This window comes from Streptomyces sp. NPDC003032, from assembly GCF_053591415.1.
In genome coordinates this window covers 1-25,357 of record NZ_JBSFTT010000009.1, presented here as the reverse complement: position 1 = coordinate 25,357, position 25,357 = coordinate 1, and the positions used below count along the sequence as shown (strand labels likewise).

Here is a 25,357-nt window from a genome sequence, read left to right as displayed (position 1 = left end):
CCGGGCCTCAGCGCCCCAGCCCCTCCGGGCAGGGCGTGCCGCGCGGCAGCTGGTAGGGCGAGCCGAGCCGGTAGGTGCCGGCCTTCGGGGCGATCAGCTCGACCCACTTGTCGCCGTTGTGGTCCTCCGGCGCCTCCCGCAGACAGCCGTGGACGTTGGCGTACTCCTTGGGGAGTCCGTCGTCCGCCTCGCGCCGCCGCTGCGACTCCTCGGTCTCCTCGGGCCGCTCCACGCCCTTGCCCTCGGCGTCGACGACGCTCAGCCACGGCGAGTACGGGATACGGATCAGGACACGGCCCGGCTCCTTCACGCGGAGCGTCATCTCGCCCGGCTCTGCGCGCTCCACGACGGCGTGCGGCTCGGCGAGCGGCGTCGGGTCGACGACCTCGTACAGCTGCCAGTTGGAGTCGACCCACACCTGCTTCAGATACGGCAGGCCCTTCCCGATGAGCTGCGCCTCGCGCTTGCCCCCGTCGCCGTCGGGCTCGCCCTCGGGCAGCACGACGTAATGCACGGACCAGCGCTGGAGCCACTCGTGGTAGTTCGCGGAGTTGAGGGTGTCGTCGTAGAAGATGGGGTTGCGCTCCATGTCCGCCTGCCGGTTCCAGCCGCGGGCGAGCTGGAAGTACGGGGCGAACGCGGACGCCTCGCGGTGGCTGCGGGCGGGCACCACCTCGACGCGGCCCTTGGCGGCGCCCACGTCCTGCAACTCCTCGATCAGCGGCGCGACCGCCCGCGTCCAGGACGCGACCGGCCTGGTGTGCACCACGTCGTCGCCGGCCTTGAACCCGACCCACCCGGTGAACCCGGCGAGGGCCAGCACGAGCGCGTACCACTTGCGGGACTTCGGCACGGTGAACGGCAGGGCGGCGAGCAGTACGACGCCCGCGAAGGACATCGCGAGACGGGTGATGTTGGAGCCGATCTGCGAGCTGATCAGCCAGACGCCGAGCACGAACACCGCGTACACGGCCGTCGTGATCCGTACGGTCTTCCACTCCTTCGGCACGAGGAAGTAGACGAGCACCGCGAAGAGCAGCGGCAGCGACGCCGACCCGAAGGACATCGGCTGGGTGCCGGAGAAGGGGAAGAGCCATGCGGAGAGCCCGACGACCACGGCGGGAGCCACGCCCAGCGCGTACGCGCCCGGGTAGCGCTTGCTGAGGAAGAGCGCGACGGCGACGAGCCCGACGAAGAGACCGGCCACCGGGCTGCCCATCGTGGCCAGCGCGGCGAACGGCGCGGCGACCAGGGCCTTCGCCCACCGCTTGTAGCGCCAGCGGTACGGCCAGCAGAACACGGCGGCGACCGCCATGAGCGCGAACATCTGCCCGAGGCCGTAGGTGACGCGGCCCGACACGGCGTTGCAGAAGAGGGCGAAGACGCCCGCGAGGGCGGGCCACAGGGGCTGCTTCACCGCCCGGCTGCGGACCAGGATCATCGTGAGCAGCGCGGCGGAGAGCGTCCCCGCGATCATCATCGTCGTCCGCACGCCGAGCACCGACATCAGGTACGGCGAGACGACGCTGTACGACACCGGGTGCATGCCGCCGTACCAGGCGAGGTTGTACGCCGAATCGGGGTGCCGGCCGACGAACTCCGCCCAGGCGTCCTGCGCCGCGAGGTCGCCGCCGCTGTTGGCGAACGTGAAGAACCAGACGACGTGCAGCACGGCGGCGACGACCGTCGCGGTGGTCACCGGGTGGCGCTGGAGGCGCTGGAGGCGCCGCGTCAGCCGGGTGACGAGGGTGTCCTCGCGGGCCTGCGGCCCGGAGGGCAGCGGTATTCGCGGGCCGGTGCCCGGGCTCTCGCCCTCGCTGCTGTCCGGCTCGGCTTCGTCGTCGGCGCGCGTCGGCTCCGCTGTGGCCACTGGAGGCTCTCCCCGTGTCGTCCCTGTATGCCCCGGGTCGAGCCGACGGGGGTCCGTCCCGGAACACCCCGCACTCGGCCCCGGCGTACTGCCCCCCGAGCTTGTGACGCTAGCACGCACCCGCGGGGGGAGGCCCGGGGTGGGCCTCCCCCCGCGGGGAGCGCTGCTCTGCTCGCTGCGGCTCGGTCAGCCGACGCGCTTCAGCTTGGCGCCGAGGCCCGGCTCGGCGAGGTCCTTCTGGAGGGCCACGGGCACCTCCACGGCGTCGCCCTTGCCGTCACCGACGCTCAGCACACCCACCTTGGTGCCGGCCTTCGCCGTGTGCGGGACGGGCTCGCCCTTCCGCTCCTCCAGGTGCAGCCTCACGGTCAGGCCGGACCAGCCCACCGCGGAGACGTCCTTCGTGGCGACGACCGGGGTCGTGCCGCCCAGGCCGTCGTCCACCTGGCCGACGACATCGCCCTTCTTCACGATGGTCTTGGCGGTGAGCGCGTCCTGCCCGGCCTCGATGAGCTTGCGGGTCACGCCGGTGACCTCGTCGATGTTGGCGACGCCGTTCTTGCCGAACTGGCCGAGGGCGGCGCCGATGATCGTCTGCGTCTCGCCGCCGACCTTCTTCTCCGCGGCGAAGAGGATGTTGCCGCCCGCGGCCGTGGTCGTGCCGGTCTTGATGCCGATGGCGACGGTCGGGACGAGGCCGAAGAAGTTGTTCTGCTTGTCGCCGTTGAGGTCCTTGTAGCTGGGCTGGCGGGAGATCTCGTTGAAGACCGGGTTCTCCATCGCGGCGCGGCCGAGCTTCACGAGGTCCTCGGCGGTGGAGACGGTCGTCTTGTCGAGGCCGCTGGGGTCCGTGTAGTGGGTGTTCCTCATCCCCAGCTCCTTGGCGGTCTTGTTCATCTTCGCGACGAACTCGTCCTCGGAGTGGCTCTTGGTGTCCCAGCGGGCGAGCAGCTTCGCGACGTTGTTCGCGGAGGGCAGCATGACCGCTTGCAGCGCCTCGTACTCGGAGATCTTCTGGCCCTCGGTGACCTTGACGACGGACTCCTGCTCCGCCTTGCCCGTCTCGTAGTGCTTCTGCGCGGCGGCGTCGACGGGGATCTTCGGACCGTCCTGGCCCTTCTCCAGCGGATGGTCGCGCAGGATCAGATAAACGGTCATGACCTTGGCGATGCTGGCGATCGGCACGGGCTTCTGGTCGCCGGACGTGCCGAACGAGCCGATGCCGTTGACGTCCATCGCGGCCTGGCCCTGAGCCGGCCACGGCATGGACGGCTTGTCCCCCTCGAACGACACGGACTGCTCGGCGGTGAGGGTGAGCGTGGCGGGCGGCAGCGGCCGGACAGCCTGTACGACCGCAAAGGCGACGATCAGGAGCAGCACCAGCGGCGTCCAGATCTTGAACCTGCGCACGGCCGTGCGGACCGGGGTCTCGGGCGGCGGCGGCGTGTTGGTCAGCTCGGCGAGCAGGTCGAGCGGGGGCTTGGGGGGCAGGGGCTGCTGTGTCGTACGTTCTGCTGGCGGGGGCGCCTTGGGGCCGGTGACCTCGCGGGGAGCGGCCTTGGGCTCGGCTCTGCCCCCGGCCTGCGGCGCGGGCGGCCCGTCGAGCGGCTTCAGGGCGACGAACTTGCTGGTCCGCTCGGCGTCACGCTCCACGTCACGCTCGGGCTCTGCGGCACCCTTTGCGTTCCCCTTTGCGCTGTCCTTTGCGCTGTCCTTTGCGGACTCCTTCGCAGCGCCCTTGCCGGGAGCCTCGCCGCCGAGCTTGAGCATGGTGGTCGGCTGATCCACCGCGGGCGTGACCTTCGGAGCCTTGAACACTGCGGTGGCTTGATCCACGCCGCTGAACTCGCCGCGGCCGGAGCGGGGCGCGGCGCCCTCGGCGGACGCGGCCTGGGCACTCTCGCCGACCGGGGCGGCGCCGCCGGAGCGCGGCTCGGCACCCTCGGGGGACGCGGCCTCGGCGCCCTTGCCGGCGGGAGCGGCGTTGCCCTTGGCGGCACGGGGGCTCTTGGCGTTGGCGTCGGCGCCGGACTCGGCGTCGGCCTGGGGCCGGGCCCCAACCCCGGACTCGGCGCCGGCCTGGGCCCCAGCGCCGGACTCGGCGCCGGTTTGAGCCTGGACCTGGGCTTCGGGCTCGGCGCCCGTCTTGGGCTTGGCCTCGGCGTCGGCCTGGGTCTGGACCCCAACGCCGGACTCAGCGCGAGTCTCGGGCTCGGACGCGGGCTCGGCGTCGTCAGCCTGGGCCTCAGCGCCGGACCTGGCGTTGGCTTGGATCTGAGCCTGGTCCTCGGACCCGGCGCCAGACTCGGGGTCAGCCCCGGCGCCAGGCTCGGGCTCGGCGCCCGTCTCGGCCTGGGCCTCGGCGTTGGCGTTGGCGTTGGCCTGAGCCTGGGCCCCAACGCCGGACTCAGTCCGGGCACCGGACCCGGCACCGGACTCAGCGTCAGCCAGGTTCTCAGCACCGGACTCGGACTCGGCGTCAGCCTGGACCTCAGCGCCGGGCTCGGCGTCAGCCTGAGCCCCCGCGCCGGACCCGACGTCGGACTCGGCGTCAGTCTGGGTCCCATCGCCGGACTCGGCGCCGGGCTCGGGTCCGGCTGGAACCGTCCTCGCCGGGGCGGCGTTTTCCGCGGGGGCAGCCTCCCCGGTTGCCGCAGGACCGTCACTGCCGGTCCCGGCGCCGCCGCTCTCGGCGGGCGTCTTGGCCGCCGGGGCGTCGTCGTCCGACGTGGCGACCCACGCCGCCACCGCGTCCCGCAGCCGCGCGTCGCCGGCCGGGGTCCCCGAGGGGGTTTCGGGGGTGTCCGGAGTGGAACCGCCGGCGGCGGCCTCCCGTGCGGCGGGGATCTCACGGGCGACCGCGAGCCGCGGGTCCCGTTCCTCCGGTGCCGGCACAGAAGGGTTCCCCGCAGTCGGGTTCCCCGACGACTTCCGCTGCTTCGACCTGTCGGGGGTCTCGCCCGCCACCGATGCCTCCTCGTACGCCATGCCGTATGCCGAATCCGGTCGGACCCCACTGTCCGAACCGTGTACCAGTGTCCTGTGTGAGGGCTTAACCCCCGTGGTAGACGAGAACGACATACCTACCGGTTCCCGTACATCCCGCCCACGCGCTCTCGACAGACCAATGTGAGAGGGGTCACCCTGTCACTCATCCACGCGGGGAGGCATGGATGGGCAGGAGCCGCAGAACAATTCCGGAGGAGCTTCTGCTGCTCGCTTTGGACCCGGCCACGGGTACCACAGCGCAGCCGCAGTCGCTCGACCTCGGTCTGGCCGGAGCACAGCTAGTGGAGCTGGCGCTGGCCGGACGGATAGCCCCAGACGGGGATCGTATCGCCGTGGTGATGCCACGGCCGACCGGAGATCCGACCTTGGACTCCGCACTGGAGCTGCTGCGCAGGCGCGGCAGCCCGGTCCGGGCCGTCCACTGGATCGGCGGGCCCCGCCTGGGGCTGCGCCAGACGTACCTCTCGCACCTGGAGCGATGCGGCATGGTCCATGCCGTGGCGGGCCAGATGTGCGGGGTGCTGCCGACGACTCGCTACCAAGCGACGGAGACGGCCATCAGCCGGGAAATCAGGTCCCGGCTGGATTCGGCGATCCGCACCGGCGTACCGCCGGACCCGCGGACCGCGGCGCTCGCCGCGCTGGCCCACGCGGTCGGTCTCGGCAAGCATCTGTACCCCGGGAACGAGGGGCGTTCATCGCGCTCCCGGCTCCGGGACCTCATCAGGCACGACCCCATGGGCGGCCTCGTGGCGCACGCCGTGATGGACGTCCAGAACGGCGTGGCCGCTCAGCCGCGCCGCAGCGCGGCACCGGCGGGTCCCACGGGCCCCGCGGGTCCTGGCGGCCGGCAGCCGGCCAGGGCGGTGATGGACCCCGACCGGATCCCGATGCAGCCGCGCCGCGGATCCATGGCACGCGCCGTGGCCCACTGAGCACGGCACAGCACCAGCAGCACAGGCACCAGCAGCACAGGCATCACCAGCACAGCACCATCCGCTCGGCAGCACACACGTAACCGCTCAGCACCACCGCATCACCGCACCGCCGCACCAGCGCCGCACCGCAGTCCCCCCAGACCCGGTCCGGGAGCCGCTGGGCCGCGTGGGGAGCGGTACCGGACCGTCCGGACGACGACACCCGGCACCGCCACCCCGCGCGGCCGCACACCCTCTGGCGCCGCGAGGACGGCTCGCACCCGCATACGTCCGCCCGCACGTTCGCACATCCGCTGTTTCCCAGCGGTGCCACACACGTTGGTGGCACTCTGCTGAGCAGTAGATACGCAAATCGAGGCAGGCAAGCCGGAGGTGCACGTCCCGTGGCGTCCAATGTCAATCCCACCGTCAGGCGACGCCGGTTGGGCCAGGAGCTCCGCCGGCTCCGTGAGCTCAAGGGCATGACGGCCGAGGAGGTCGCGGAGCGCCTGCTCGTCTCGCAGTCGAAGATCAGCCGCCTTGAGAACGGCCGCCGCTCCATCAGCCAGCGCGATGTGCGCGACCTGTGCGGTGTCTACGAGGTCGAGGACCACCGCGTCGTCGACTCCCTCATGCAAATGGCCAAGGATTCGCGCCAGCAAGGCTGGTGGCACTCCTTCGGCGACATCCCGTACAGCGTGTACATCGGTCTGGAGACGGACGCCGCGTCCCTGCGCGTGTACGACCCGCAGGTCGTCCCCGGCCTCCTGCAGACCCGCGCCTACGCCGAGGCGCTGATCACCGGCGCGCTCCCGGAGACCACGACGACCGACATCGAGAAGCGCGTCCAGGTGCGCATGCGCCGCCAGGACCGCATCGCGGCGCCGGAGAATCCGCTGCGCCTGTGGACCGTTCTGGACGAGTCCGCGCTGCGCCGCGTGGTCGGCTCCCGGCACCTGATGCGCGAGCAGCTGGAGCACCTCGTGGAGCAGTCCCGGCTGCCGCACGTGACGGTCCAGGTGATCCCCTTCGAGCTGGGCGCGCACCCCGGCCTCAACGGTCAGTACGCCATCCTGGAGTTCCCCGACGCCGCCGACTCCAGCGTGGTCTACATCGAGGGCGTCACGAGCGATCTGTACCTGGAGAAGGCGAACGACGTCCAGCAGTACAGCGTCATGTACGAGCATCTGCGGGCCCAGGCGCTGAACGTGGAGCAGTCGCGCCAGCTCATCGCGGAGATCGCGAAGGGGTACGCCCGCTGACCGAGGGCCGCGGAACCGCCCCCTCCCGGCCCCCTCCCGGAAAAAGGCCGCACGGTACACCCTTCCCACGTCGGGACGGAAGGCCCCCCTGGAATGTGCCATCCGGTCGAGTGAACGGCCCCTTCACGTGCCGATGTTGGCGAGTAGCGTCGTTCACGCCATCGAGCAGCAGTGTTGGCGCACACCGCGATCACGCGGGACAGCAACTCAACAACTGGGCAACCGGAGGAAACATGGCAATTCAGCAGGGTGTCTCGCATACGTGGGTCAAGTCTTCGTACTCCACCGGGAACGGTGCCTGCGTCGAGGTCAAGTCCCCGATGACGGCGGGCATCTCGGTGCGGGACTCCAAGGTCGTCGAGGGCCCGGTCCTCGCCTTCCCCGCCGACTCCTGGAACGCGTTCGTCACCGAGGTGAGCCGGGGGGCTGCCGATCTCGCGTGACGACGCGACAGCGCACCGGCCGGAGACCCCGGCCCACAAGGACAACCGCAGCACCACAACCGCATAAGCACCACCGTATGAGCCCTCTCGACTGGCCCGCCGTCCCGGCCGAGGGGGCTCGGCCTTGGGTCAGCGCAGCTGATCGACGTACAGGTCCGTTCCCGGCACCGTCGGGATGAAGGGCGCGACCAGCTCCACGTGCCCGAGGCCCGATTCGGCCACGGCCGCGTCCCGCCCGGCGAAGTGGGCCTCCCAGCACTCCCGTGGATCCTCCTGGAGGAACCACAGCAGCGTCAGCCGGGTGTCCACGCCCTCGACCTGCTTCACGTACGCCATCCGGTCGCCGGGCAGCGGGGTCGGCCGGAAGACCGTCACCATCGCGGCCGGCGACCCGGCGAGCGCGCGCGGCAGCTGCCGGGCCCGCAGCCACTCCAGCAACTCGCCTCTCCGCTCCGGCCCTTCCGCGTCGACGACCTCAAGGACCAGCCCCTTGTACGGGTGGTCGAGCGCGTGGAAGTCGCGTGGGCCCGCCGCGCCGTCCCGGTAGACGGTCGCCTCGTGGTCCTGGAAGGCGGTGAAGACGTGGGTGCGTTCCCGGTGGACGCGGCCGTCGCGGTTCAGCCGCTTGTTGATGCCGACGGTCCACTTCATGTGGTCGTCGTAGCGACCGTCCGTCACCCAGTACGTGGAGAGGTAGCACCCCGCGGTGACCGGCTCGGCGACCGCGGACTTGTCGGGGTGGCGCAGGAGCTGGAGCTCGCGTGTGGCGACCCAGCGGCGACCCGCGTACATCCAGGGCATGGCCATCGCGCCCGCGTAGTAGTGGTCGTCCTCGTACCAGCGGTTGTACGCGAACTCGTGCCCCGGGTGCGGCTCGACCATGGTGATCAGGGCGTGCCCCGGGTGCACTCCGTAGGGCCCGACGGCGGCCAGCTCGGCGTACACGTCACTGCGGGTGTCCTCTGCCATGCCTCTCCCCTGTCTCCCTCTTCCGTCCTCCGGTGGACGCCCATACTCTGACGCGCCGTCAGGCAAACTGCCAGAGCCGGGAGGCGCTCCATGCCGTCGTCGTCACCGCTCGCGGGAAAGACCGTCGTCGTATCGGGTGTCGGCGCGGGGCTCGGCCACCAGGTCGCGGCGGCCGTCGTACGGGACGGGGGCAACGCCGTGCTCGGCGCGCGCACGGAGGCGAACCTCGCCAAGTCGGCCGCCGAGATCGATCCCGGGGGCACGCGCACCGCCCATCGCGTCACGGACATCACCGACGAGGCCCAGTGCCGGGCCCTCGCCGCTCTTGCGTGCGAGCGGTTCGGCGGGATCGACGCGGTCGCCCATGTCGCCGCATGGGACAGCTACTTCGGCGGCCTGGAGGACGCGGACTTCGAGACCTGGCGCGGGGTCGTCGACGTCAATCTGCTCGGGACCCTGCGGATGACGCGGGCGTGTCTGCCCGCGCTGAAGGAGCGGCGGGGCGGTTCGGTGGTCTTCATCGGGACGCAGTCGGCGGTGGCGGCGCCCTCGCAGGTGCGGCAGGCCGCGTATGCGGCGTCGAAGGGGGCGTTGACCTCCGCCATGTACTCCCTCGCGCGGGAGCTGGGGCCGCATCGCATCCGGGTCAATACGGTGCTGCCGGGGTGGATGTGGGGACCGCCGGTGCAGGCGTATGTCCGGTTCACGGCGGATGCGGAGGGGGTGCCGGAGGCGGAGGTCCGGGAGCGGCTCGCCTCGCGTATGGCGCTGCCCGATCTGGCCACGGACGGGGATGTGGCCGACGCGGTGGTCTTTCTGGCGTCGGAGCGGGCTCGGGCGATCACGGGGCAGTCGCTGCTCGTCAATGCGGGGGAACTGATGCGGTAAGTGTCCACTGCGGGTGCGTCATGGCTGGTCGCGCAGTTCCCCGCGCCCCTGCCCGAGTCTCAGTGCCGGTCAGATATATGAACACAGGTCAGTGAACCGAACGATTTTACATGCTCTTGACCCTACCCCCAGTTGTCGCCGACGCATGCCCGAACCCACGATGAGCACGCACTTCCGGGCCGTTCATGTCTCCAGCGGCCGGTACTGGCGGAGTGCGAGCCATTATGCGCAGTTCACCAGGCAGACCCCTGGAGGGCCATATGAACAGTCTCGACTGGGCCGTGCTCATCGGCTACTTCGGCGTGATGGTCGCGATCGGCGTGTGGTCCCACAAGCGGGTCGACAACGTCAGCGACTTCTTCACCGCCGGCGGCAAGATGCCCTGGTGGCTGTCGGGCATCTCGCACCACATGTCCGGCTACAGCGCGGTGATGTTCACCGGGTACGCCGGCATCGCGTACACCTACGGCGTGACGTCCTTCGTCACCTGGTCCTTCCCGATCGCACTCGGCATCGCCATCGGCGCGCGGCTCTTCGCTCCCCGCATCAACCGGCTCCGATCGAGGCTGCATGTCGCCTCGCCGCTCGAATACCTCAAGACCCGCTACAACCTGAAGACGCAGCAGGCTCTCGCCTGGTCCGGGATGCTCCTGAAGATCGTGGACGTGGGCGCCAAGTGGGCCGCGATCGCGACGCTGCTGTCCGTGTTCACGGGTGTGTCGCTGAACCAGGGCATCCTCATCACCGGTGTCATCACGGCGATCTACTGCACCATCGGCGGACTGTGGGCGGACGCGCTCACGGAGCTGGGGCAGTTCATCATCCAGCTGCTGGCCGGTATCGCGATGTTCGTGGCCGTCGTCGCCGAGCTGGGTCAGTTCGGCGGCTTCTTCGGGGTCTGGGACGAGCCGGAGCTGGCGGGCCACGGGAAGCCACTGGTCGGGCCGTACGGCACGGTGTTCCTGCTGGCGTTCCTCTTCATCAAGCTCTTCGAGTACAACGGCGGCATGCTCAACCAGGCGCAGCGCTACATGGCGACCGCCAACGCCAAGGAGGCCGCGCGTTCCGCGAGGCTCTCCGCGATCCTGTGGCTGGTCTGGCCGGTCGTCCTCTTCTTCCCCATGTGGATGTCGCCGCTGCTCGTCGACGCGGAGAAGCCCGACGGCTCGGACGCGTACGCCCTGATGACCGAGCAGCTGCTGCCGCACGGTCTGCTGGGCCTGGTCATCGTCGGCTTCTTCTCGCACACCATGGCGATGTGCTCCTCCGACGCCAACGCGATCGCCGCCGTCTTCACCCGGGACGTGGCCCCCGTGCTCTCGGCGAGGGCGAAGTTCTGGTCGGAGCGGACGGGCCTGCTCGCCGCCCGGCTGACCACGGTGATCTTCCTGGGCCTGTCCATGGCGGTCGCGACGCAGGTCAACTCCCCCGCGTTCAAGGACATCATCACGGTCGTCATCAAGTGGGTCGCCGGTCTGATGGGGCCCATCGCGATCCCGATGATGCTGGGCCTGCTGCGCACCTTCCGCAAGTCCGGGCCGACCGCGGCGCTGACCAGCTGGGGCGCCGGACTGTTCGCCTTCTACCTGGTCAACTACCCGATCAACGACGCGATCGACGGGGGCGTCGCCCTCCAGTACCAGGTGTCGATCCCGCTGGCCGTCTCGCTCGTCCTCTACATCCTCATCGGTTACCTGAAGCCGGAGGACACCCCGGAGCGGGACGCGCTCATCGAGCGCATCAACACGGATGACGACGGCGGCCCGGCGGGCGCGGCCGCCATTCCCCTTCCGGCCGAGCCGAAGGACGGCGCCGTCGCCACCCCGGTGAAGGACTAGGCGCGCGGATAGCGGGCGAGCCAGCCCGGGGCCGAGGCCGCGGGGCCGTGCAGGGCGGGGCCCTGGGTCATCTCCATGGCGAAGTCGTCCGCCAGCTCCAGGATCGTGGGGCGGCCCTCCAGCTCCGTGAGCCAGCCCGGCGGGAGCGCGGTCTCCCCGTGCAGCGCGCCCAGCAGCGCCCCGCACAGCGCGCCCGTCGCGGCCGACGCCCCGCCGTGGTTGACGGCGAGCCGCACGCCGTGGCGGATGTCCTCACCGACCAGGGCGCAGTACACGGCGGCGGCGAGCGCCCCCTCGGCGGTGCCGTCCGTCAGGAGCTCCGCCACGCGCGCGGGCGTGGGCATGCCCTGCCGTACGGCGCCCAGCGCGTGCCGCAGCGCGTCGGTGACGGGCTGATGGCCGGGGCGGGTGGCGAGCATCGCCAGGGTCCGCTGGATCGCGCCGTCGAGGGACTCCCCGCGGGCGAGGCCGTGCACGATGGCGGCGTGCGCGCCGGCCGCGAGATAGGCGGTGGGGTGGCCGTGCGTCTGGACGGCGGCCTCGACGGCGAGCTGGAGCACGAGCTGTGGCTCCCAGCCGACGAGGAGGCCGAAGGGCGCGGATCTGACGACGGCCTCGGGGCCGCGCTCGTCGGGGTTCTTGGGGGTTTCGAGGGTGCCCATGACGACGTTCCCGAGGCCGAGGAGGCAGGCACGGGGAGGGTCTCGGCGTGCGTACAGCCACTCCTCGCGGGCCAGCCAGCCGTCCTCCTTGCGCCGCTCGTCGGGACCCCAGTCGCTCTGGGTGGCGATCCAGCGGCGGTAGGCGCGGTGCAGGTCGGTCGGCGGATGCCAGGCGCCGGTGTCGCGCCGCACCTGGGCGCGTATGAGCCCGTCGACGGTGAAGAGGGTGAGCTGGGTGGCGGCGGTGACCGCGCCGCGCCTGCCGTACGCGGGGACGGGTTCGGTGAGGCCTTCGGCGCCGTGCTCCTCGCGGATCGCGTCGAGGGAGAGGCGGTCGACGGGCGCCCCGAAGGCGTCGCCCAGGGCGGCACCGAGGAGCGTGCCGCGCACCCGGCTGCGGAAGTCCTGCTGCTCGGCGCGGCCCCAGACACCGGTGGCTGCCGCTGTGCCCACGGGACCTCCCTCTCCGCGTCTCGACCTGCCCTGACGTGCTTCGACGTGCCTCGCCGCGCCTCGACCGGTTGCGACTTCGCAGCACTGTAATCGATCGGGAACGTTCGATTCAGGCGCCAAGTGGTATGTGAGGAGTCGCCCCCGAGGTCGCTTTTGAACGACGTTCACCAGAGCTTCGCAGTTGCTACGGAATCCCCGGTTCCGGGCAGCGCAGCAGGCGCTCCCGCTGCTCCCGCGCCCACGCGTACCCGGGATCGATCCGCAGCGCCTCGTCCAGGGACGCCACGGCCTCGTCGGCGCGGCCGAGGGCTTCCAGGGACAGGGCCCTGCTGCCCCACGCCCACGCGTAGCCGGGGTCCAGGGCGAGGGCCGACTCGTACTCGGCGACGGCCTCCTCATGGCGGCCCGTGAAGCGCAGGACGTCACCCCGCTCGCCCCGGGTGCCCGCGGCGTCCGGCGCGAGTTCCTGGACGCGGTCGAGGTCGGCCAGGGCGCCGGAGACATCGCCGAGATGCTGTCTGACGCGGGCCCGGCGGGTCAGGGCCCAGGTGTAGTCGGGCCACAGGGCGACCGCGCGGTCCAGGTCGTCCAGGGCCTCCCGGGGGCGGCCGAGCACGAACTTGACCTGGCCGAGGCTGCCCAGGGTCAGCGGCTCCGCGGGGTCGAGCGCGTGCGCCCGGTCCAGCCAGGGCAGGGCCTCCTCCGGGCGGCGCATGCGGCGGTAGGTCTCGCCGCGCTCCCGCGCCACCCAGGCGGCGCCCGGGGCGGCACCGGCCGCGGCGGTCAGGTGCCGGAGGGCTTCCTCGTACTCGCCCAGCGCCCGGTAGGTGACCGCGAGGCCGTGGTGACCCCAGGGATCGGAGGGATCCAGGGCGATGGCGCGCTCGTGGTCGCCGAGGGCGTCCCGCAGCCGTCCAAGGAGGAACAGCCGCAGGCCGTGCGCGTTGTACGCGGCCACCCTGCCCTCGTCGTCCAGCTCCGCCCGGCCGAGCAGCACATCGAGCACCAGCAGCGGGCCCTCCTGTCCGAAGGCGAGGGCGGACCGGCACTCGGCGGCCAGGGACCCCAGGTGCTCCGCGCCGGTGTCGTCGGCCGCGTCCGACACGGCGCGCACCCACTCGCGGGCCACGGCCGTGTCCACGCGGCACGCCTCGACCCCGTCGAGCAGCACGGCGGGCAGCGCGGCGCGCGGCCGGGCGCACAGCCGGTGGTACAGCTCCTCGACGCGCACCGCCCGCCACGCGGGGCGCGTCCAGGGGCGGCCGGGCCCGTCCCGGTCCTCCTCCAGCGCGACGCGCCGCCGCTCGTACAGCTCGGCGAGCCGGGTGTGCCCCGCACTCCACCACTCGGGGGCGGAGTTGCGGCGCAGGCGCAGCATCGGGGCGCGTACGACGCCGTGGTAGCGGGCCGCGCCCCCGCGGTCGGCCCGCACGAACGGCATGGCGCGCAGCCACGCGTACAGCTCCGCCGGTCCCTCACCGCCCTCACCGGCCTCGCCGGTGGCCGCCCGTACGACCTCCTCGTCGAGGCGCCGGGGCAGCGCGCACGCCAGGGCGGCGGCCCGGTGCGCCGGGTCCTGTTCCCACTTCAGGAAGCGTTCCACGGCCGTGGCGCTCGGGTCGCCCACGTCGCCGGGGCGCGCGGGGCCGCTCTCGGCGAGCGTGGAGACGAGCACGGGCAGACGGCCCGAGAGGCGCAGGACCTCCGCGACGACCGGCTCCTCGGTGAGGCCCTTGGCGGTGAGCAGGGCGCGCGCCTCGCTCTCCGTGAAGGGCCGCAGCGGCAGTTCGGCGGCGAAGTCCGCGGCGCCCTCCCAGCGGGCCGGGTCGAGGGGGCGCTGCCCGGCGGTCACCAGGACGACGTTGGCGGGGAGTTCGCCGTACCGGTCGGTCGTCATGATGTCGTGCAGCCAGCGGTCGAGGAACGGCGCCGTCCGCTCGTACGTGTCGAAGAAGAGGGCCAGCCAGGGCGCGGCGTCGGCGGCCTCGGCCAGCTCGTCGATGAGCACGGGGGTGAGCACGCGCTCCGGTTCCAGGACGAGGCGAGCGTCCTCCTGGGTGCGGAAGCGGGCGCGCAGCCGGTCGGCGCCGCGCGCGAGGCGTTCCGCGTCGACGACTCCGGCGAAGGCGCCGACGACCGGCACCATGCCGAGGCCGACGACCCCGGCGCGGGCCGCCACGGCACCGCCCATGGAGGGCGCGTCCGGCTCCGGCTCGCGCAGAGCCGCCGCGACGGCCTCGTGGCTGCGCTGCCGATGGGTGGCGAGGGCCCGCTCCAGGGGCTTCGCCGTCCGCCCCTGCTGTGCGAACTGGGCGGCCAGTTCGGTGATGACCTCCGGGATGCCGCCCGCGCCCTCGTCGACGTGGGCGACCAGCGCGCCGCGGTCCTTCGCCAGCTGGCCCAGCTCCCGTACGAGCGAGGTCTTGCCGACGCCCGCGGGGCCGTGCACGTGGAAGAGGAAGCGGTGGCGGTCGTCGTCCACGGGCAGCTCGAAGTTCTCCCGGAAGAGCCGCAGTTCCTCACGCCGGCCCACGAAGCCCGCCCGCCGTCTGCGCCGGATCAGCTCCTGCATCGACACCCTCGCCCGCGCCATCCCGGCCCCTCCCGCCCCTGCCGCGCCCGCTGGTCGTCGGCCAGTCTCACGCATACGGGCGGGGCGCGGGGTGAACACGGACTGACGCCCGTCGAATGTCCGTATGACGTAACGGAGTTCCTGCGGTGTACAACCTTCTCTTCGGACAACCCGTCTCCCGTTGCGTCACAGACGTACCTCACAGGAGGCTCCGTGCCCCGCCGTACCCTCATCATCGCCGTCGCGGTCGCCGCGCTGGCGACCCCCGCCATGCTCTTCGCCACCTCCGGTTCCGCGGCGGCCGCGCCCCTGCCGCCCCGCACACCGGTGACCGACTTCAACCACGACGGATACGCCGACCTCGCGGTCGCGGCTCCCCACGGCACCGTCGACGGTGTCGAGAAGACCGGTTACATCTCCGTCGTGTACGGCACCGCCTCGGGCCCCGGCACGGCGCGCCACCAGCTCATCAGCCGGGCCACGCCCGGTGTCCCCGGCGAGCTCGAAGGTACGTACGCCTTCGGCTACCAGATGCTCCCCGGTGACCTGGACGGCGACTCGTACACCGACCTGCTCGTGAGCGGTGGTGACGGGGACGGTAACAAGGCCACCGTGCTCTGGGGCTCCAAGGATGGCCTGACCGGCCAGAACACCCTCCTGCCGAACATGTACTCCGAGTTCGCCATGGGCGACTTCAACGGCGACGGCAAGCGCGACCTCGTCGTGAACGACGACCCGAGCGACGACCCGGACGTGTCCGGGATGACCATCCACTACGGCCCGTTCACCCGTGACGGCGAGTCCCGCACCAAGGACAGCATCACCACGGACGACGGCCCCTCCGGTCTTGCCTCCTTCATCACGGGCGACCTGACGGGCGACGGCGCCGACGACATCGTCACCACGCACGGCTTTGAAGAGATGACGCACGACGCCCGCTTCTGGAAGGGCGGCAGGACCGGCGTCTCCCACACCGCCAAGTCCCTCGGCACGGCGTACAGCGGCACCGTCGGCGATGTCGACGGCGACGGGTACGGCGACCTGATCACCCGCGACATCGGCTCCGTCACCGAGGTGATCGACTCCGCGCCGGGCAGCATCACCATCCAGTACGGCGGCTCCACCGGCCCCACCGACGCGCGCAAGAAGGTCATCACGCAGGCCACCGCGGGCGTCCCCGGAGCCAGCGAGGAGAACGACGCCTTCGGTGCGTCCCTGAGCGCCGGTGACGTGGACGGCGACGGCAAGGCGGAGGTCGCCGTCGGCGTCCCCGGCGAGAGCCTCGACGCGAGCACCGGCACCGGCGCGGTCGTCCTCCTCAAGGGCGCCTCCAAGGCGAACGGCGGCATGACCGGCGCGGGCGCCATCGCCTACAACCAGTCGACGGCCGGGGTGCCCGGTGCCTCCGAGGCGGGTGACGACTTCGGCCGCCAGGTGTCCCTCACCGATCTGAACAAGGACGGCAAGGCCGACCTGACCGCCACGGCTGCCGGTGAGGACGGCACGTACGCCGACTCGGGCGCCCTGTGGAACCTCTTCGGCTCCGCGAGCGGCCTGACCACCACGGGTGCCACCACGCTCAGCCCGGTGAAGCTCGGCGCCCCCGAGAAGGACGCCCGGTTCGGCCTGCGGCTGCGCGGCTGACCCGCCCCCCGACACCAGCCATCCACCCCTCACCCTCTGGAGGATCAGTGCGACGCTCCCTCACGGCCGCCATCGCGGTCACCGCGCTCGTCACGCCCCTCGCGCTCGTCGCCACCGCGGGCTCCGCCTCGGCCGCGCCCGTACCGCCCCGCACCCCGCTCGTCGACTTCGACCACGACGGGTACGCCGACCTGGCGATCTCCTCGGTCGGTGGTTACGAGGGCACGACGCCCGGCACGGTGACGGTCGTACACGGCTCGGCGTCCGGCCCCGACACCGCGCACGCGAAGACCTTCGGCCGCGCCACTGCCGGCGTCCCCGGAGAGCCGGAGGACGGCGGGCGCTTCGGGCAGGAGACGGCCGCCGCCGACCTGGACGGCGACCAGTACACCGACCTCGTCGTCAGCGGCTCCGACGGCAAGGCCGTCGTCCTGTGGGGCTCCGCCACGGGCCTGTCCGGCGAGGGCAGCACCCAGATGCCCTGGAACGGCGGGCACGTCACCGCGGGCGACTTCAACGGCGACGGCAAGCGGGACCTGGTCACGGTCGACCTCCCGCCCAGCAGCGACGACCCGGAGAACGACAACCAGGGCATGGCCATCTCGTACGGCCCCTTCACGCGTGACGGCAAGCCCGCGAGCACCCAGGCGATCGTCACGAGCCAGGTCTTCGGCCCCGCCGGTTTCGTCACGGGTGACCTCACGGGTGACGGCGCCGACGACATCGTCTCCAGCCACGGCTTCGAGGAGAAGGCGTACGCCAGCAAGTTCTGGGCCGGCGGCAAGGACGGCGTGAGCACGACGTCCAAGCCGCTCGCGGCCTCCCTCGGCGGGGCCATCGCCGACGTCGACAAGGACGGCTACGGCGACCTCGTGGTCCGCGACATCGGCAACAACTACGAGGACATGCCGTACCAGAAGGGCACGGTCCTCATCAAGTACGGGACGGCGTCCGGTCCGTCGACGACCCGCACCGCGAAGATCACCCAGGACACGGCGGGAGTGCCCGGCGTCGGCGAGGACGGCGACGAGTTCGGCTCGTCGATCAGCGCGGGCGACGCGAACGGCGACGGCTACGCGGACATCGCCGTCGGCATCCCCGGCGAGGACATCGAGTCGGTCGCGGACTCCGGGAGCACGGTACTGCTCAAGGGCTCGCGCTCCGGCCTGACCGGCACGGGCGCGCAGGCCTTCCAGCAGTCCACGACGGGCGTGCCCGGCGCCTCCGAGAAGGCCGACAAGTTCGGCAGCCAGGTCCTGCTGTCCGACACGAACAAGGACGGCAGGGCCGACCTGACGGCGACCGCCCCGCTGGAGGACGGCACGTACGCCGACTCGGGCGCCGCCTGGCACCTGCGCGGGGCCGCGGGCGGCCTGACCGTCACGGGCATCACGTCCTTCAGCCCCAAGTCGCTCGGACTGCCGGAGAACCGCGTCGAGTTCGGAGGCGGGCTGACCCGCTAGGGCGCCTCCCCGATTGACGGCGGTGTGACGCCCGTACGCCATGAGGCGCACGGGCGTCACCGCCCCGCTCCGCCGTCAGTCCACCAGCGGCAGCAGCTCGGGCAGCTGCCCGTCGGAGGCCCTGGCCGCGAGCTGCCGCTCCTCGGGCACCTCGCCGTACAAGGTCGTACGCGGCTTCGCGGGCCGTCCGGCCGACTCCGCGATGGCGACGAGGTCCTCGACGGACCGGTAGGAGCCGTAACTGGAGCCCGCCATGCGGGAGATGGTCTCCTCCATCAGCGTCCCGCCGAGGTCGTTGGCGCCGGACCGCAGCATCTCGGCGGCGCCCTCCTGGCCGAGCTTCACCCAGCTGGTCTGGATGTTGGGGATGTGCGGGTGGAGCAGGACGCGCGCCATGGCCGTGACAGCGCGGTTGTCGCGGGTGGTCGGTCCGGGCCGGGCGATGCCCGCCAAATAGACGGGCGCGTTCGTGTGGATGAAGGGCAGCGTCACGAACTCCGTGAAACCCCCGGTCTCCTGCTGGATTCCGGCCAGGGTGCGGAAGTGGCCGAGCCAGTGCCGGGGCTGGTCCACATGTCCGTACATCATCGTGGACGAGGAGCGGATGCCCAGCTCGTGCGCGGTCTTGATGACCTCGATCCAGGTGGCCGTCGGCAGTTTCCCCTTGGTGAGGATCCAGCGCACCTCGTCGTCGAGGATCTCGGCGGCCGTGCCCGGGATGGAGCCGAGCCCGGCCTCCTTGGCGGCGATGAGCCACTCGCGGATGGAGAGGCCGGTCCGGGTCGCGCCGTTGACGACCTCCATCGGCGAGAAGGCGTGCACGTGCATGCCCGGCACGCGCTCCTTCACGGCCCGCGCGATGTCGAAGTAGGCGGTGCCCGGCAGGTCGGGGTGGATGCCGCCCTGCATGCACACCTCGACGGCGCCGACGTCCCAGGCCTGCGCGGCGCGGTCGGCGACCTGGTCCAGGGAGAGGGTGTACGCGTCCGCGTCCGTCCTGCGCTGCGCGAAGGCGCAGAAGCGGCAGCCGGTGTAGCAGACGTTGGTGAAGTTGATGTTGCGGGTGACGATGTACGTGACGTCGTCGCCGTTGACCGTCTTGCGGATGTCGTCCGCGATGCCGCACAGCGCGTCCAGCGCGGGCCCGTCCGCGTGCAGCAGGACGAGTGCCTCGTCGTCGGTCAGCCTGGTCGGGTCGTCGGCGGCCGTGGCGAGGGCCGCGCGTACGTCGCCGTCGATGCGGGACGGGACCATGCCGGGCGCGGCCTGCTCGCGCAGCGCCTCCCAGTCGCCGTACACCTCGTCGAAGTCGTCGCGCCGGTCGGAGGTGCGGCCGTCCGTGTCGATGGTGCGGTGCAGATCGGTGCGGCCGGACGACGCCACGTACCCCTCGTCGGGCTCCTGCCAGGGGTGCCCCTCGACCGTCGCGTCGGGCCGGGCGAGGCCGGTCTCCGGGTCGGCGAGCGCCCGCAGGTGCGGCTGGAGCCGCGGGTCGAGCCAGGGCTCGCCGCGCCGCACGAACTCCGGGTAGACGCAGAGGCGTTCGGCGAGCGTGAAGCCCGCCGCCGCGGACCGCTCGGCCAGCTCTTCCAGGCGCGGCCAGGGCTTCTCGGGGTTGACGTGGTCGATCGTGACCGGCGATACACCGCCCCAGTCGTCGATGCCGGCGCCGATCAGCCGCTCGTACTCGCCGGCGATGAGGTTCGGCGGGGCCTGGATATTGCCCGCCGGGCCCATGATGTGCCGGGCGACGGCGATCGTGGCGACCAGGTCGTCGATCTCGGCGTCGGGCATGCCGCGCATCGCCGTGTCCGGCTTGGCGCGGAAGTTCTGGATGATGAGTTCTTGGATACCGTGGTAGGACCGCGCCACGCGGCGCAGCGCGAACAGCGACTCGGCGCGCTCCTCGTACGTCTCGCCGATCCCGATGAGCAGCCCACTGGTGAACGGCACGGACGAACGCCCGGCGTCCTCCAACACCCGCAGCCGCACGGCCGGTTCCTTGTCGGGCGAGCCGTGGTGCGGCTGTCCCGGCTCGCTCCACAGCCGCTCGGAGGTGGTCTCCAGCATCATGCCCATGCTGGGCGCGACCGGCTTGAGCCGCTGGAAGTCCGTCCACGACATCACACCCGGGTTGAGGTGCGGCAGCAGGCCCGTCTCCTCCAGGATGCGGATCGAGATGGCACGGACGTACGCGATGGTGTCGTCGTACCCCTCCGCCTCCAGCCACTCGCGCGCCTCCGGCCAGCGGTCCTCCGGCTTGTCGCCGAGGGTGATCAGGGCTTCCTTGCAGCCCAGTTCTGCACCGCGCCGCGCGATGTCGAGTACCTCGTCCGGGGACATGAACATGCCGTGCCCGTCGCGGCGCAGCTTGCCGGGCACGGTCGCGAAGGTGCAGTAGTGGCACTTGTCGCGGCAGAGCCGGGTGAGGGGGATGAACACGCTCTTCGAGTACGTGATGACGCCCGGCCGCCCCGCCGCGTCGAGCCCCGCGTCGCGCACCCGCGCCGCGGACGCCGTGAGGTCGTCGAGATCCTCGCCGCGCGCCTGGAGCAGGACGGCGGCCTCGCTCACGTCGAGCGCGACGCCGTCCCTGGCCCGCCTGAGCGCGCGCCGCATGGCGTTCGCGGTGGGTCGTCCGGCCTCGGGGGGCTGCGCGCTGTTGGTCATGTCTCCGAGCATACGAGCGACAACGCCTGACCTGTACAGATACTTCCGCCCCATGCGGTTCCCGGTGAATTCACGGGTTCACATGCCTCTGCGCCGCGTCGAGCGCCGCGCACACCTCCGCGTCGCCGGCCGCGGGCAGCTGCACGATGACCTCGTCGACGCCCAGTTCCGCGTAGTGCGCGAGCTTGCCCGCCTCGGGGGCCACGGCCGTCAGCGCCACGTACAGGTCGCCCGGCTCGCGCCCCGCGTCCGCCCACGCCGTGCGCAGCACGGGCAGCGCCTCACGCAGTCCGCTGCCGCCGATGGGCATCCAGCCGTCGGCGTACTCCGCGATGTGCGCGAAGAGCCCCGGCCCTGCGGCCCCGCCGATGAGCGTGCGCGGTCCGTACAGCGGTCCCTTCCCGAGCCGCTTGCGGGGAGCGCGCCGCGGCTTCGGATGGACCTCGCTGGGACGCACCGCCCCGAACTCACCCTCGTACGCCGTCGGCTGGTCGGCCCACAGCGCCCGCATGAGCGCCATGTGCTCCCGTACGACGGCCCGTCGCCGGGGCCACGGGACCCCGTGGTCCTCGGCCTCCTCGCGGTTCCAGCCGTAGCCGATGCCGAGGGTGACGCGGCCGCCGCAGAGGTGGTCGAGGGTCGCGATCTGTTTCGCCAGGTCGATGGGGTCGTGCTGGGCGACCAGGGCGATGTTCGTGCCGAGCGTGATCCTCTCCGTGACGGCGGCGGCCTGGGCGAGGGCGACGAAGGGGCTGAGCATACGGGCGCACTCGGGCGGCAGTTCGCCGCCGGGGTAGGGGGTCTCGCGGGGCACGGGGATGTGGGTGTGCTCGGGGATGTACAGGCCGTCGAATCCGCGCCCCTCCAACTCCCTCGCCAGGCGGGCCGGGCCGATGGTGGTGTCGGTCATGTACAGCGTCGCGGAGATGCGCACGGGGCCTCCGGGGGGTGGGGGTGTGGCGGGGCGCTTCCTTCGGTGCGTCGTTCGGTACGTCGCTCGGTTTTTCTTTCGGGGCCTCCTCCGCCCCTTCCTATCCCCGGAAAGTCGGTTGGTCCATGGCCGCGGGCTCATTACCCTGGCGCCGATGAACAGACGACGGCAGAAGAAGCTCACCGCACGCCTGGTGTTCGCCGCGATGCTCGGCGACACCGCCGCCGTCGCCTCCCTCCTGCGCTCAGGGGTCGACCCGCGGCTGCCGGACGCCGACGGCACGACGCCCCTGTACTCCGCCTCGGTGAACGGCGAGGCGGCGGCCGTACGGCTCCTGCTGGCGGCGGGCGCGCCGCCCGACGCCGAGAGCGGCCACGGCTCCGAGGGCACGCCGCTGTGCGGGGCCGCCTGCTGGGGCTACGTCGACGCGGTGCGCGAACTCCTCGCCCACGGCGCCGACCCGAACCTCCGCGAGGACCGCGGCACGGGCTGGTCCCCCCTGCGCTGGGCGCGCAACGGCCCGCATCCGGAGACCGAGGCGGCGCTGCTCGCGGCGGGGGCCACCGACTAGGACCGCCCCGCCCTAGGGGGAGTAGGTGGGCACCTTGTCCGTGAGGACGTAACCTCCCTTGACCACCTTGGAGTCGGCGGCCGGTGCCATGCACGTGCTCAGCAGGGGCCGGCCCTTCTCGGTACCCCCGGAGATCCCGATGCGGCTGGGCCCACCACCCTTGCCGTGCCCCACATAGAAGCTGACGCCCATGCGGACGTGCCGCTTCAGATAGTCGTCCCAGGCACCGACGTTGCCCCCGGTGCGTACGAGGCGCCCGGTGACGGTGGCGGTGGGGCCACCGGTGGTGAGGCAGTCGACCTTGAAGTCCCCCAGTTGACCTTGTCGGGCCCGGCCCCCGTGCCCGGCATGCGGTGGTGGATACGGAAGGTGCCCGAGGCCTCCTCGGGCTTGGACCAGCCCACGCCCTTGAAGGTGGCGCGGGCGTCCACGGTGACCTGGATGTCGTGGCCGGGGTCGGGGTAGTCCATGCGGGCCCGGCCCTTGAGGGTGGAGGTGAGAGGTCCGGACGGGGCCGAGGCGGAGTGGACCGGGTCGGCCGTGGCGGTCCGTTCAGGGTCCGGGTCCGTGGTCGCGGAGGCGGCGCCGACGCCGGCGCCGACGGTGGCCGCGACCACGCCGAGGGCGGCGAAGCCGGCAGTGAGCCGAATCCTGGACACCGACATGAGCACACTCCGTTCCGGGGAGGGAGGCCGGGGTGAGAGAGCCTCACCGGCCGCGACCGATCCTTCTCTCCACCGGCACCCCGCGCGTCGGTCACCGGTCGCGACCGCCTCCTCCTCATGGACGGGTTCGGGCCCCGGCCAGTCCTCCTCACGGAGTACCGGGCCGACCGCCCCAACGAAGGCCGTGCTACGGCTGATTCATGCCGGTGACTAGGCTGCGGTCATGACCACAGACAGCTCTCCCGTCACGTTCATCAACGTCTTCGAGATCGCCGCCGACGACCTCGACGCGTTCGTGGAGAAGTGGGAGCAGCGGGCCCGCCTCATGCGGGACAAGCCCGGTTTCATCGACTCCCGCATGCACCGGGCCCGCTCCGCCGGCTCCCGCTTCCAGCTCGTCAACGTCTCCCACTGGGAGAGCCAGGAGGCGTGGGAGGCGGCCACCGCCGACCCCGACTTCTCGTCCCGTACGCAGGCGGCGCGCGAGCAGACGAAGCAGCCGGTCACGCCGAACCCGGCGGTGTACGACGTCGTCGTGGAGCTGACGGCTCCCTGAGACCGGTAGGAGCCGCTCCCGGGCCACCGGCCACCAGCCACCGGCCATCGGGTGGAAAACCGTAAATCGCCTTCCCTTGCCGCACAGTTCACGGCTCAATACCAGGGTTGCACGCACCACCCACGTCACCACCGACACCCTGGGGAGCCGCAGCATGTGCGAGGACGCCGTACACGAGGGACTGAACAGGCGCGCACTGTTCGTGACGGGAGCCGCCGCCGCGCTTACGTTGAACAGCGTGAGTTTCGCGAGCGGCGCCGAGGGGCGCGCTCCCTCGCCGGGCCGGGCGCCGGGGAGCAAGGAGACCCGGACGGTCCGCGGCACGCTGCCCGTCGGGTCGCCCGACTTCGTGTACCTGCCCGTGGAGATCCCGGCCGGGGTCAGCGAACTGCGCGTCGCGTACACCTACCAGAAGCCGCCCGTCCCCGCCGGGACGCAGGGCAACGCCCTGGACATCGGCGTCTTCGACGAGCGCGGCACCGACCTCGGCGGCAAGGGCTTCCGCGGCTGGTCCGGCGGCGCCCGCACCGAGTTCTTCATCCGCGCCGACGAGGCGACCCCCGGCTACATCCCGGGCCGCGTCCGGGCGGGCACCTGGCACATCGCGCTCGGCCCGTACACGGTCGCCCCCGAGGGCCTCCCCTACGAGGTGACGATCACCCTCACCTACGGGGCGCCCGGCAGGACCCCGAAGCCCGTCTATCCGCCGGACCGCGCGAAGGGCCGCGGCCGCGCCTGGTACCGCGGCGACTGCCATCTGCACTCCGTGTACTCCGACGGGAGGCGCACCCTCACCGAGATCGCGGCGCTGGCCCGCGCCGCCGGGCTCGACTTCATCAACAGTTCGGAGCACAACACCCACTCCGCGCACGCGCACTGGGCCGGGCACGCGGGCGACGATCTTCTGATCATGCTCGGCGAGGAGGTGACGACCCGCAACGGCCACCTGGTCGCCCTCGGCACGGACCCCGGCACGTTCATCGACTGGCGCTACCGGGCCCGCGACAACCGCTTCGGCAGGTACGCCCGCCGGATCCGAGACACGGGCGGCCTCGTCGTCCCCGCCCACCCGCACGCCACCTGCGTCGGCTGCAACTGGAAGTTCGGCTTCGGCGAGGCGGACGTAGTCGAGGTGTGGAACGGCCCGTACACGCCGGACGACGAGGTCTCCCTCGCGGACTGGGACAGCATGCTCGCGACCTCCGTACGCGGTGGGAGAGCGTGGATCCCGGCGATGGGCAACAGTGACGCGCACCGCGACCCCGACCGGATCGGCGGCCCGCAGACAGTGGTCCTCGCGGACGACCTGACCCGCGAGGCCATCCAGGAAGGCCTGCGGCGCGGCCGCTCCTACATCGCCGAGTCGAAATCCGTGGAGCTGGCCTTCTCCGCGGCGGGCGGCCGCGGCAGACACGCGGGCATCGGCGAACGCCTCTCCGTCGACCGCGACACCCCGGTCACGGTCCGCCTGGACGTCAAGGGCGCGCCGGGCGGCACGGTGCGCATCGTGACGGACCAGGGCGTCCTGCACACGAGCGCCCCTCTGCCGGCGTCCGGCGAGGGCACGGTGGAGTGGCGCACGACGCCGTCGTACGCGTCATACGTACGCGCGGAAGTCCGCCACCCCCCGACGACCCCGGGCCTCCCGGGCCCACTGACGGCCTTCACGAACCCCATCTTCCTGGGGCGGTGAACTTCGCGGGGCAGCGCGACTGGACTCACCGACGCAACCAGGTTGTGTTGCGAAAGCCCCGCCTGCCCCGCGCCGCCTGGCACGCACTCCCCCACGCCTGAACGGCGCGGGGGGACCGCCATCCGCGTTATCGGGTCGCGATCGCACACGCTCCTCCAGGCGAACGCCGGGACTTTCGCAACACGACCTAAAGGGTGTTGCAGAAGGCCGTGGTCACCCAGCGCGAAGTGGGCGGCTGGTCTGCTGGTTCATGCGGCGAGGGCGAGGTTGTGCATGGTGGC

Annotated in this window: 19 protein-coding genes; 10 read left to right on the top strand and 9 right to left on the bottom strand. The window is 72.0% G+C overall.

Annotated features, from left to right (window positions below):
• Positions 1-7: 7 nt before the first annotated feature.
• Positions 8-1,870, bottom strand: a complete 1,863-nt coding sequence (locus ACWDZ7_RS14845) for an MFS transporter (RefSeq protein WP_451797139.1) — start codon at positions 1,868-1,870, stop codon at positions 8-10.
• Between the two features lie 186 nt (positions 1,871-2,056).
• Positions 2,057-4,765 (bottom strand): D-alanyl-D-alanine carboxypeptidase, encoded by a 2,709-nt coding sequence (locus ACWDZ7_RS14840; protein WP_451797138.1) that lies wholly within the window; start codon positions 4,763-4,765, stop codon positions 2,057-2,059.
• Positions 4,766-5,043: 278 nt separating this feature from the next.
• On the opposite strand from ACWDZ7_RS14840, the gene ACWDZ7_RS14835 reads away from it, so the two are divergent.
• From ACWDZ7_RS14835 to ACWDZ7_RS14825, 3 genes are all read left to right on the top strand, one after another.
• Complete coding sequence (locus ACWDZ7_RS14835) at positions 5,044-5,814, top strand: GOLPH3/VPS74 family protein (RefSeq protein ID WP_451797136.1); 771 nt, start codon at positions 5,044-5,046, stop codon at positions 5,812-5,814.
• A gap of 386 nt (positions 5,815-6,200) precedes the next feature.
• A complete protein-coding gene (locus ACWDZ7_RS14830) occupies positions 6,201-7,058 on the top strand; it encodes a helix-turn-helix domain-containing protein (RefSeq protein ID WP_451797134.1) in 858 nt (285 codons plus the stop codon).
• A 233-nt stretch (positions 7,059-7,291) separates the two neighbouring features.
• A complete protein-coding gene (locus tag ACWDZ7_RS14825) occupies positions 7,292-7,501 on the top strand; it encodes a DUF397 domain-containing protein (RefSeq protein WP_451797133.1) in 210 nt (69 codons plus the stop codon).
• A 129-nt stretch (positions 7,502-7,630) separates the two neighbouring features.
• Here the strand turns inward: ACWDZ7_RS14825 and ACWDZ7_RS14820 are convergent, their stop codons facing one another.
• The gene (locus ACWDZ7_RS14820; RefSeq protein WP_451797131.1) at positions 7,631-8,470 is read right to left on the bottom strand and encodes a hypothetical protein; all 840 of its coding nucleotides are present in this window, start codon (positions 8,468-8,470) and stop codon (positions 7,631-7,633) included.
• Positions 8,471-8,560: 90 nt separating this feature from the next.
• On the opposite strand from ACWDZ7_RS14820, the gene ACWDZ7_RS14815 reads away from it, so the two are divergent.
• Together ACWDZ7_RS14815 and ACWDZ7_RS14810 are read left to right on the top strand one after the other, a co-directional pair.
• On the top strand, positions 8,561-9,358 hold the full coding sequence (locus tag ACWDZ7_RS14815; protein WP_451797129.1) for an SDR family oxidoreductase: 798 nt from the start codon (positions 8,561-8,563) through the stop codon (positions 9,356-9,358).
• A gap of 260 nt (positions 9,359-9,618) precedes the next feature.
• Entirely contained in the window at positions 9,619-11,196 is a 1,578-nt protein-coding gene (locus ACWDZ7_RS14810; RefSeq protein ID WP_451797127.1) for a sodium:solute symporter family protein, read from the top strand.
• On the opposite strand, the gene ACWDZ7_RS14805 is transcribed toward ACWDZ7_RS14810, so the two are convergent.
• On the bottom strand, positions 11,193-12,311 hold the full coding sequence (locus ACWDZ7_RS14805; RefSeq protein WP_451797126.1) for an ADP-ribosylglycohydrolase family protein: 1,119 nt from the start codon (positions 12,309-12,311) through the stop codon (positions 11,193-11,195). The two genes, ACWDZ7_RS14810 and ACWDZ7_RS14805, sit on opposite strands and share 4 nt — an antisense overlap.
• A 184-nt stretch (positions 12,312-12,495) precedes the next feature.
• Positions 12,496-14,904, bottom strand: coding sequence for a tetratricopeptide repeat protein (locus ACWDZ7_RS14800; RefSeq protein WP_451797125.1), 2,409 nt, complete (start codon positions 14,902-14,904; stop codon positions 12,496-12,498).
• A gap of 192 nt (positions 14,905-15,096) precedes the next feature.
• Here ACWDZ7_RS14800 and ACWDZ7_RS14795 point away from each other — a divergent pair, with 192 nt between their 5' ends.
• Positions 15,097-16,527 carry an FG-GAP-like repeat-containing protein gene (locus ACWDZ7_RS14795; protein ID WP_451797124.1) on the top strand — a complete coding sequence of 477 codons (1,431 nt, stop codon included), beginning with the start codon at positions 15,097-15,099 and terminating at the stop codon, positions 16,525-16,527.
• A gap of 47 nt (positions 16,528-16,574) precedes the next feature.
• Entirely contained in the window at positions 16,575-17,990 is a 1,416-nt protein-coding gene (locus tag ACWDZ7_RS14790) for an FG-GAP and VCBS repeat-containing protein (RefSeq protein ID WP_451797123.1), read from the top strand.
• Positions 17,991-18,065: 75 nt separating this feature from the next.
• On the opposite strand, the gene ACWDZ7_RS14785 is transcribed toward ACWDZ7_RS14790, so the two are convergent.
• Both ACWDZ7_RS14785 and ACWDZ7_RS14780 read right to left on the bottom strand, forming a co-directional pair.
• Positions 18,066-20,660: a bifunctional FO biosynthesis protein CofGH gene (locus ACWDZ7_RS14785; RefSeq protein ID WP_451797121.1), complete on the bottom strand. Its 2,595-nt coding sequence runs from the start codon at positions 20,658-20,660 to the stop codon at positions 18,066-18,068.
• Positions 20,661-20,730: 70 nt separating this feature from the next.
• Positions 20,731-21,594 carry an LLM class F420-dependent oxidoreductase gene (locus ACWDZ7_RS14780; protein WP_451797119.1) on the bottom strand — a complete coding sequence of 288 codons (864 nt, stop codon included), beginning with the start codon at positions 21,592-21,594 and terminating at the stop codon, positions 20,731-20,733.
• Positions 21,595-21,745: 151 nt separating this feature from the next.
• Here ACWDZ7_RS14780 and ACWDZ7_RS14775 point away from each other — a divergent pair, with 151 nt between their 5' ends.
• Positions 21,746-22,162: an ankyrin repeat domain-containing protein gene (locus tag ACWDZ7_RS14775; RefSeq protein ID WP_451797118.1), complete on the top strand. Its 417-nt coding sequence runs from the start codon at positions 21,746-21,748 to the stop codon at positions 22,160-22,162.
• Between the two features lie 12 nt (positions 22,163-22,174).
• Here ACWDZ7_RS14775 and ACWDZ7_RS14770 read toward each other — a convergent pair whose 3' ends face one another.
• Together ACWDZ7_RS14770 and ACWDZ7_RS14765 are read right to left on the bottom strand one after the other, a co-directional pair.
• The gene (locus ACWDZ7_RS14770) at positions 22,175-22,354 is read right to left on the bottom strand and encodes a hypothetical protein (protein ID WP_451797116.1); all 180 of its coding nucleotides are present in this window, start codon (positions 22,352-22,354) and stop codon (positions 22,175-22,177) included.
• A 14-nt stretch (positions 22,355-22,368) separates the two neighbouring features.
• A complete protein-coding gene (locus tag ACWDZ7_RS14765; RefSeq protein ID WP_451797115.1) occupies positions 22,369-22,827 on the bottom strand; it encodes a hypothetical protein in 459 nt (152 codons plus the stop codon).
• A 223-nt stretch (positions 22,828-23,050) separates the two neighbouring features.
• Here ACWDZ7_RS14765 and ACWDZ7_RS14760 point away from each other — a divergent pair, with 223 nt between their 5' ends.
• Positions 23,051-23,383 carry an antibiotic biosynthesis monooxygenase family protein gene (locus ACWDZ7_RS14760; protein ID WP_451797113.1) on the top strand — a complete coding sequence of 111 codons (333 nt, stop codon included), beginning with the start codon at positions 23,051-23,053 and terminating at the stop codon, positions 23,381-23,383.
• Positions 23,384-23,537: 154 nt separating this feature from the next.
• The gene (locus ACWDZ7_RS14755; RefSeq protein WP_451797111.1) at positions 23,538-25,076 is read left to right on the top strand and encodes a CehA/McbA family metallohydrolase; all 1,539 of its coding nucleotides are present in this window, start codon (positions 23,538-23,540) and stop codon (positions 25,074-25,076) included.
• The last annotated feature ends 281 nt before the right edge of the window (positions 25,077-25,357 follow it).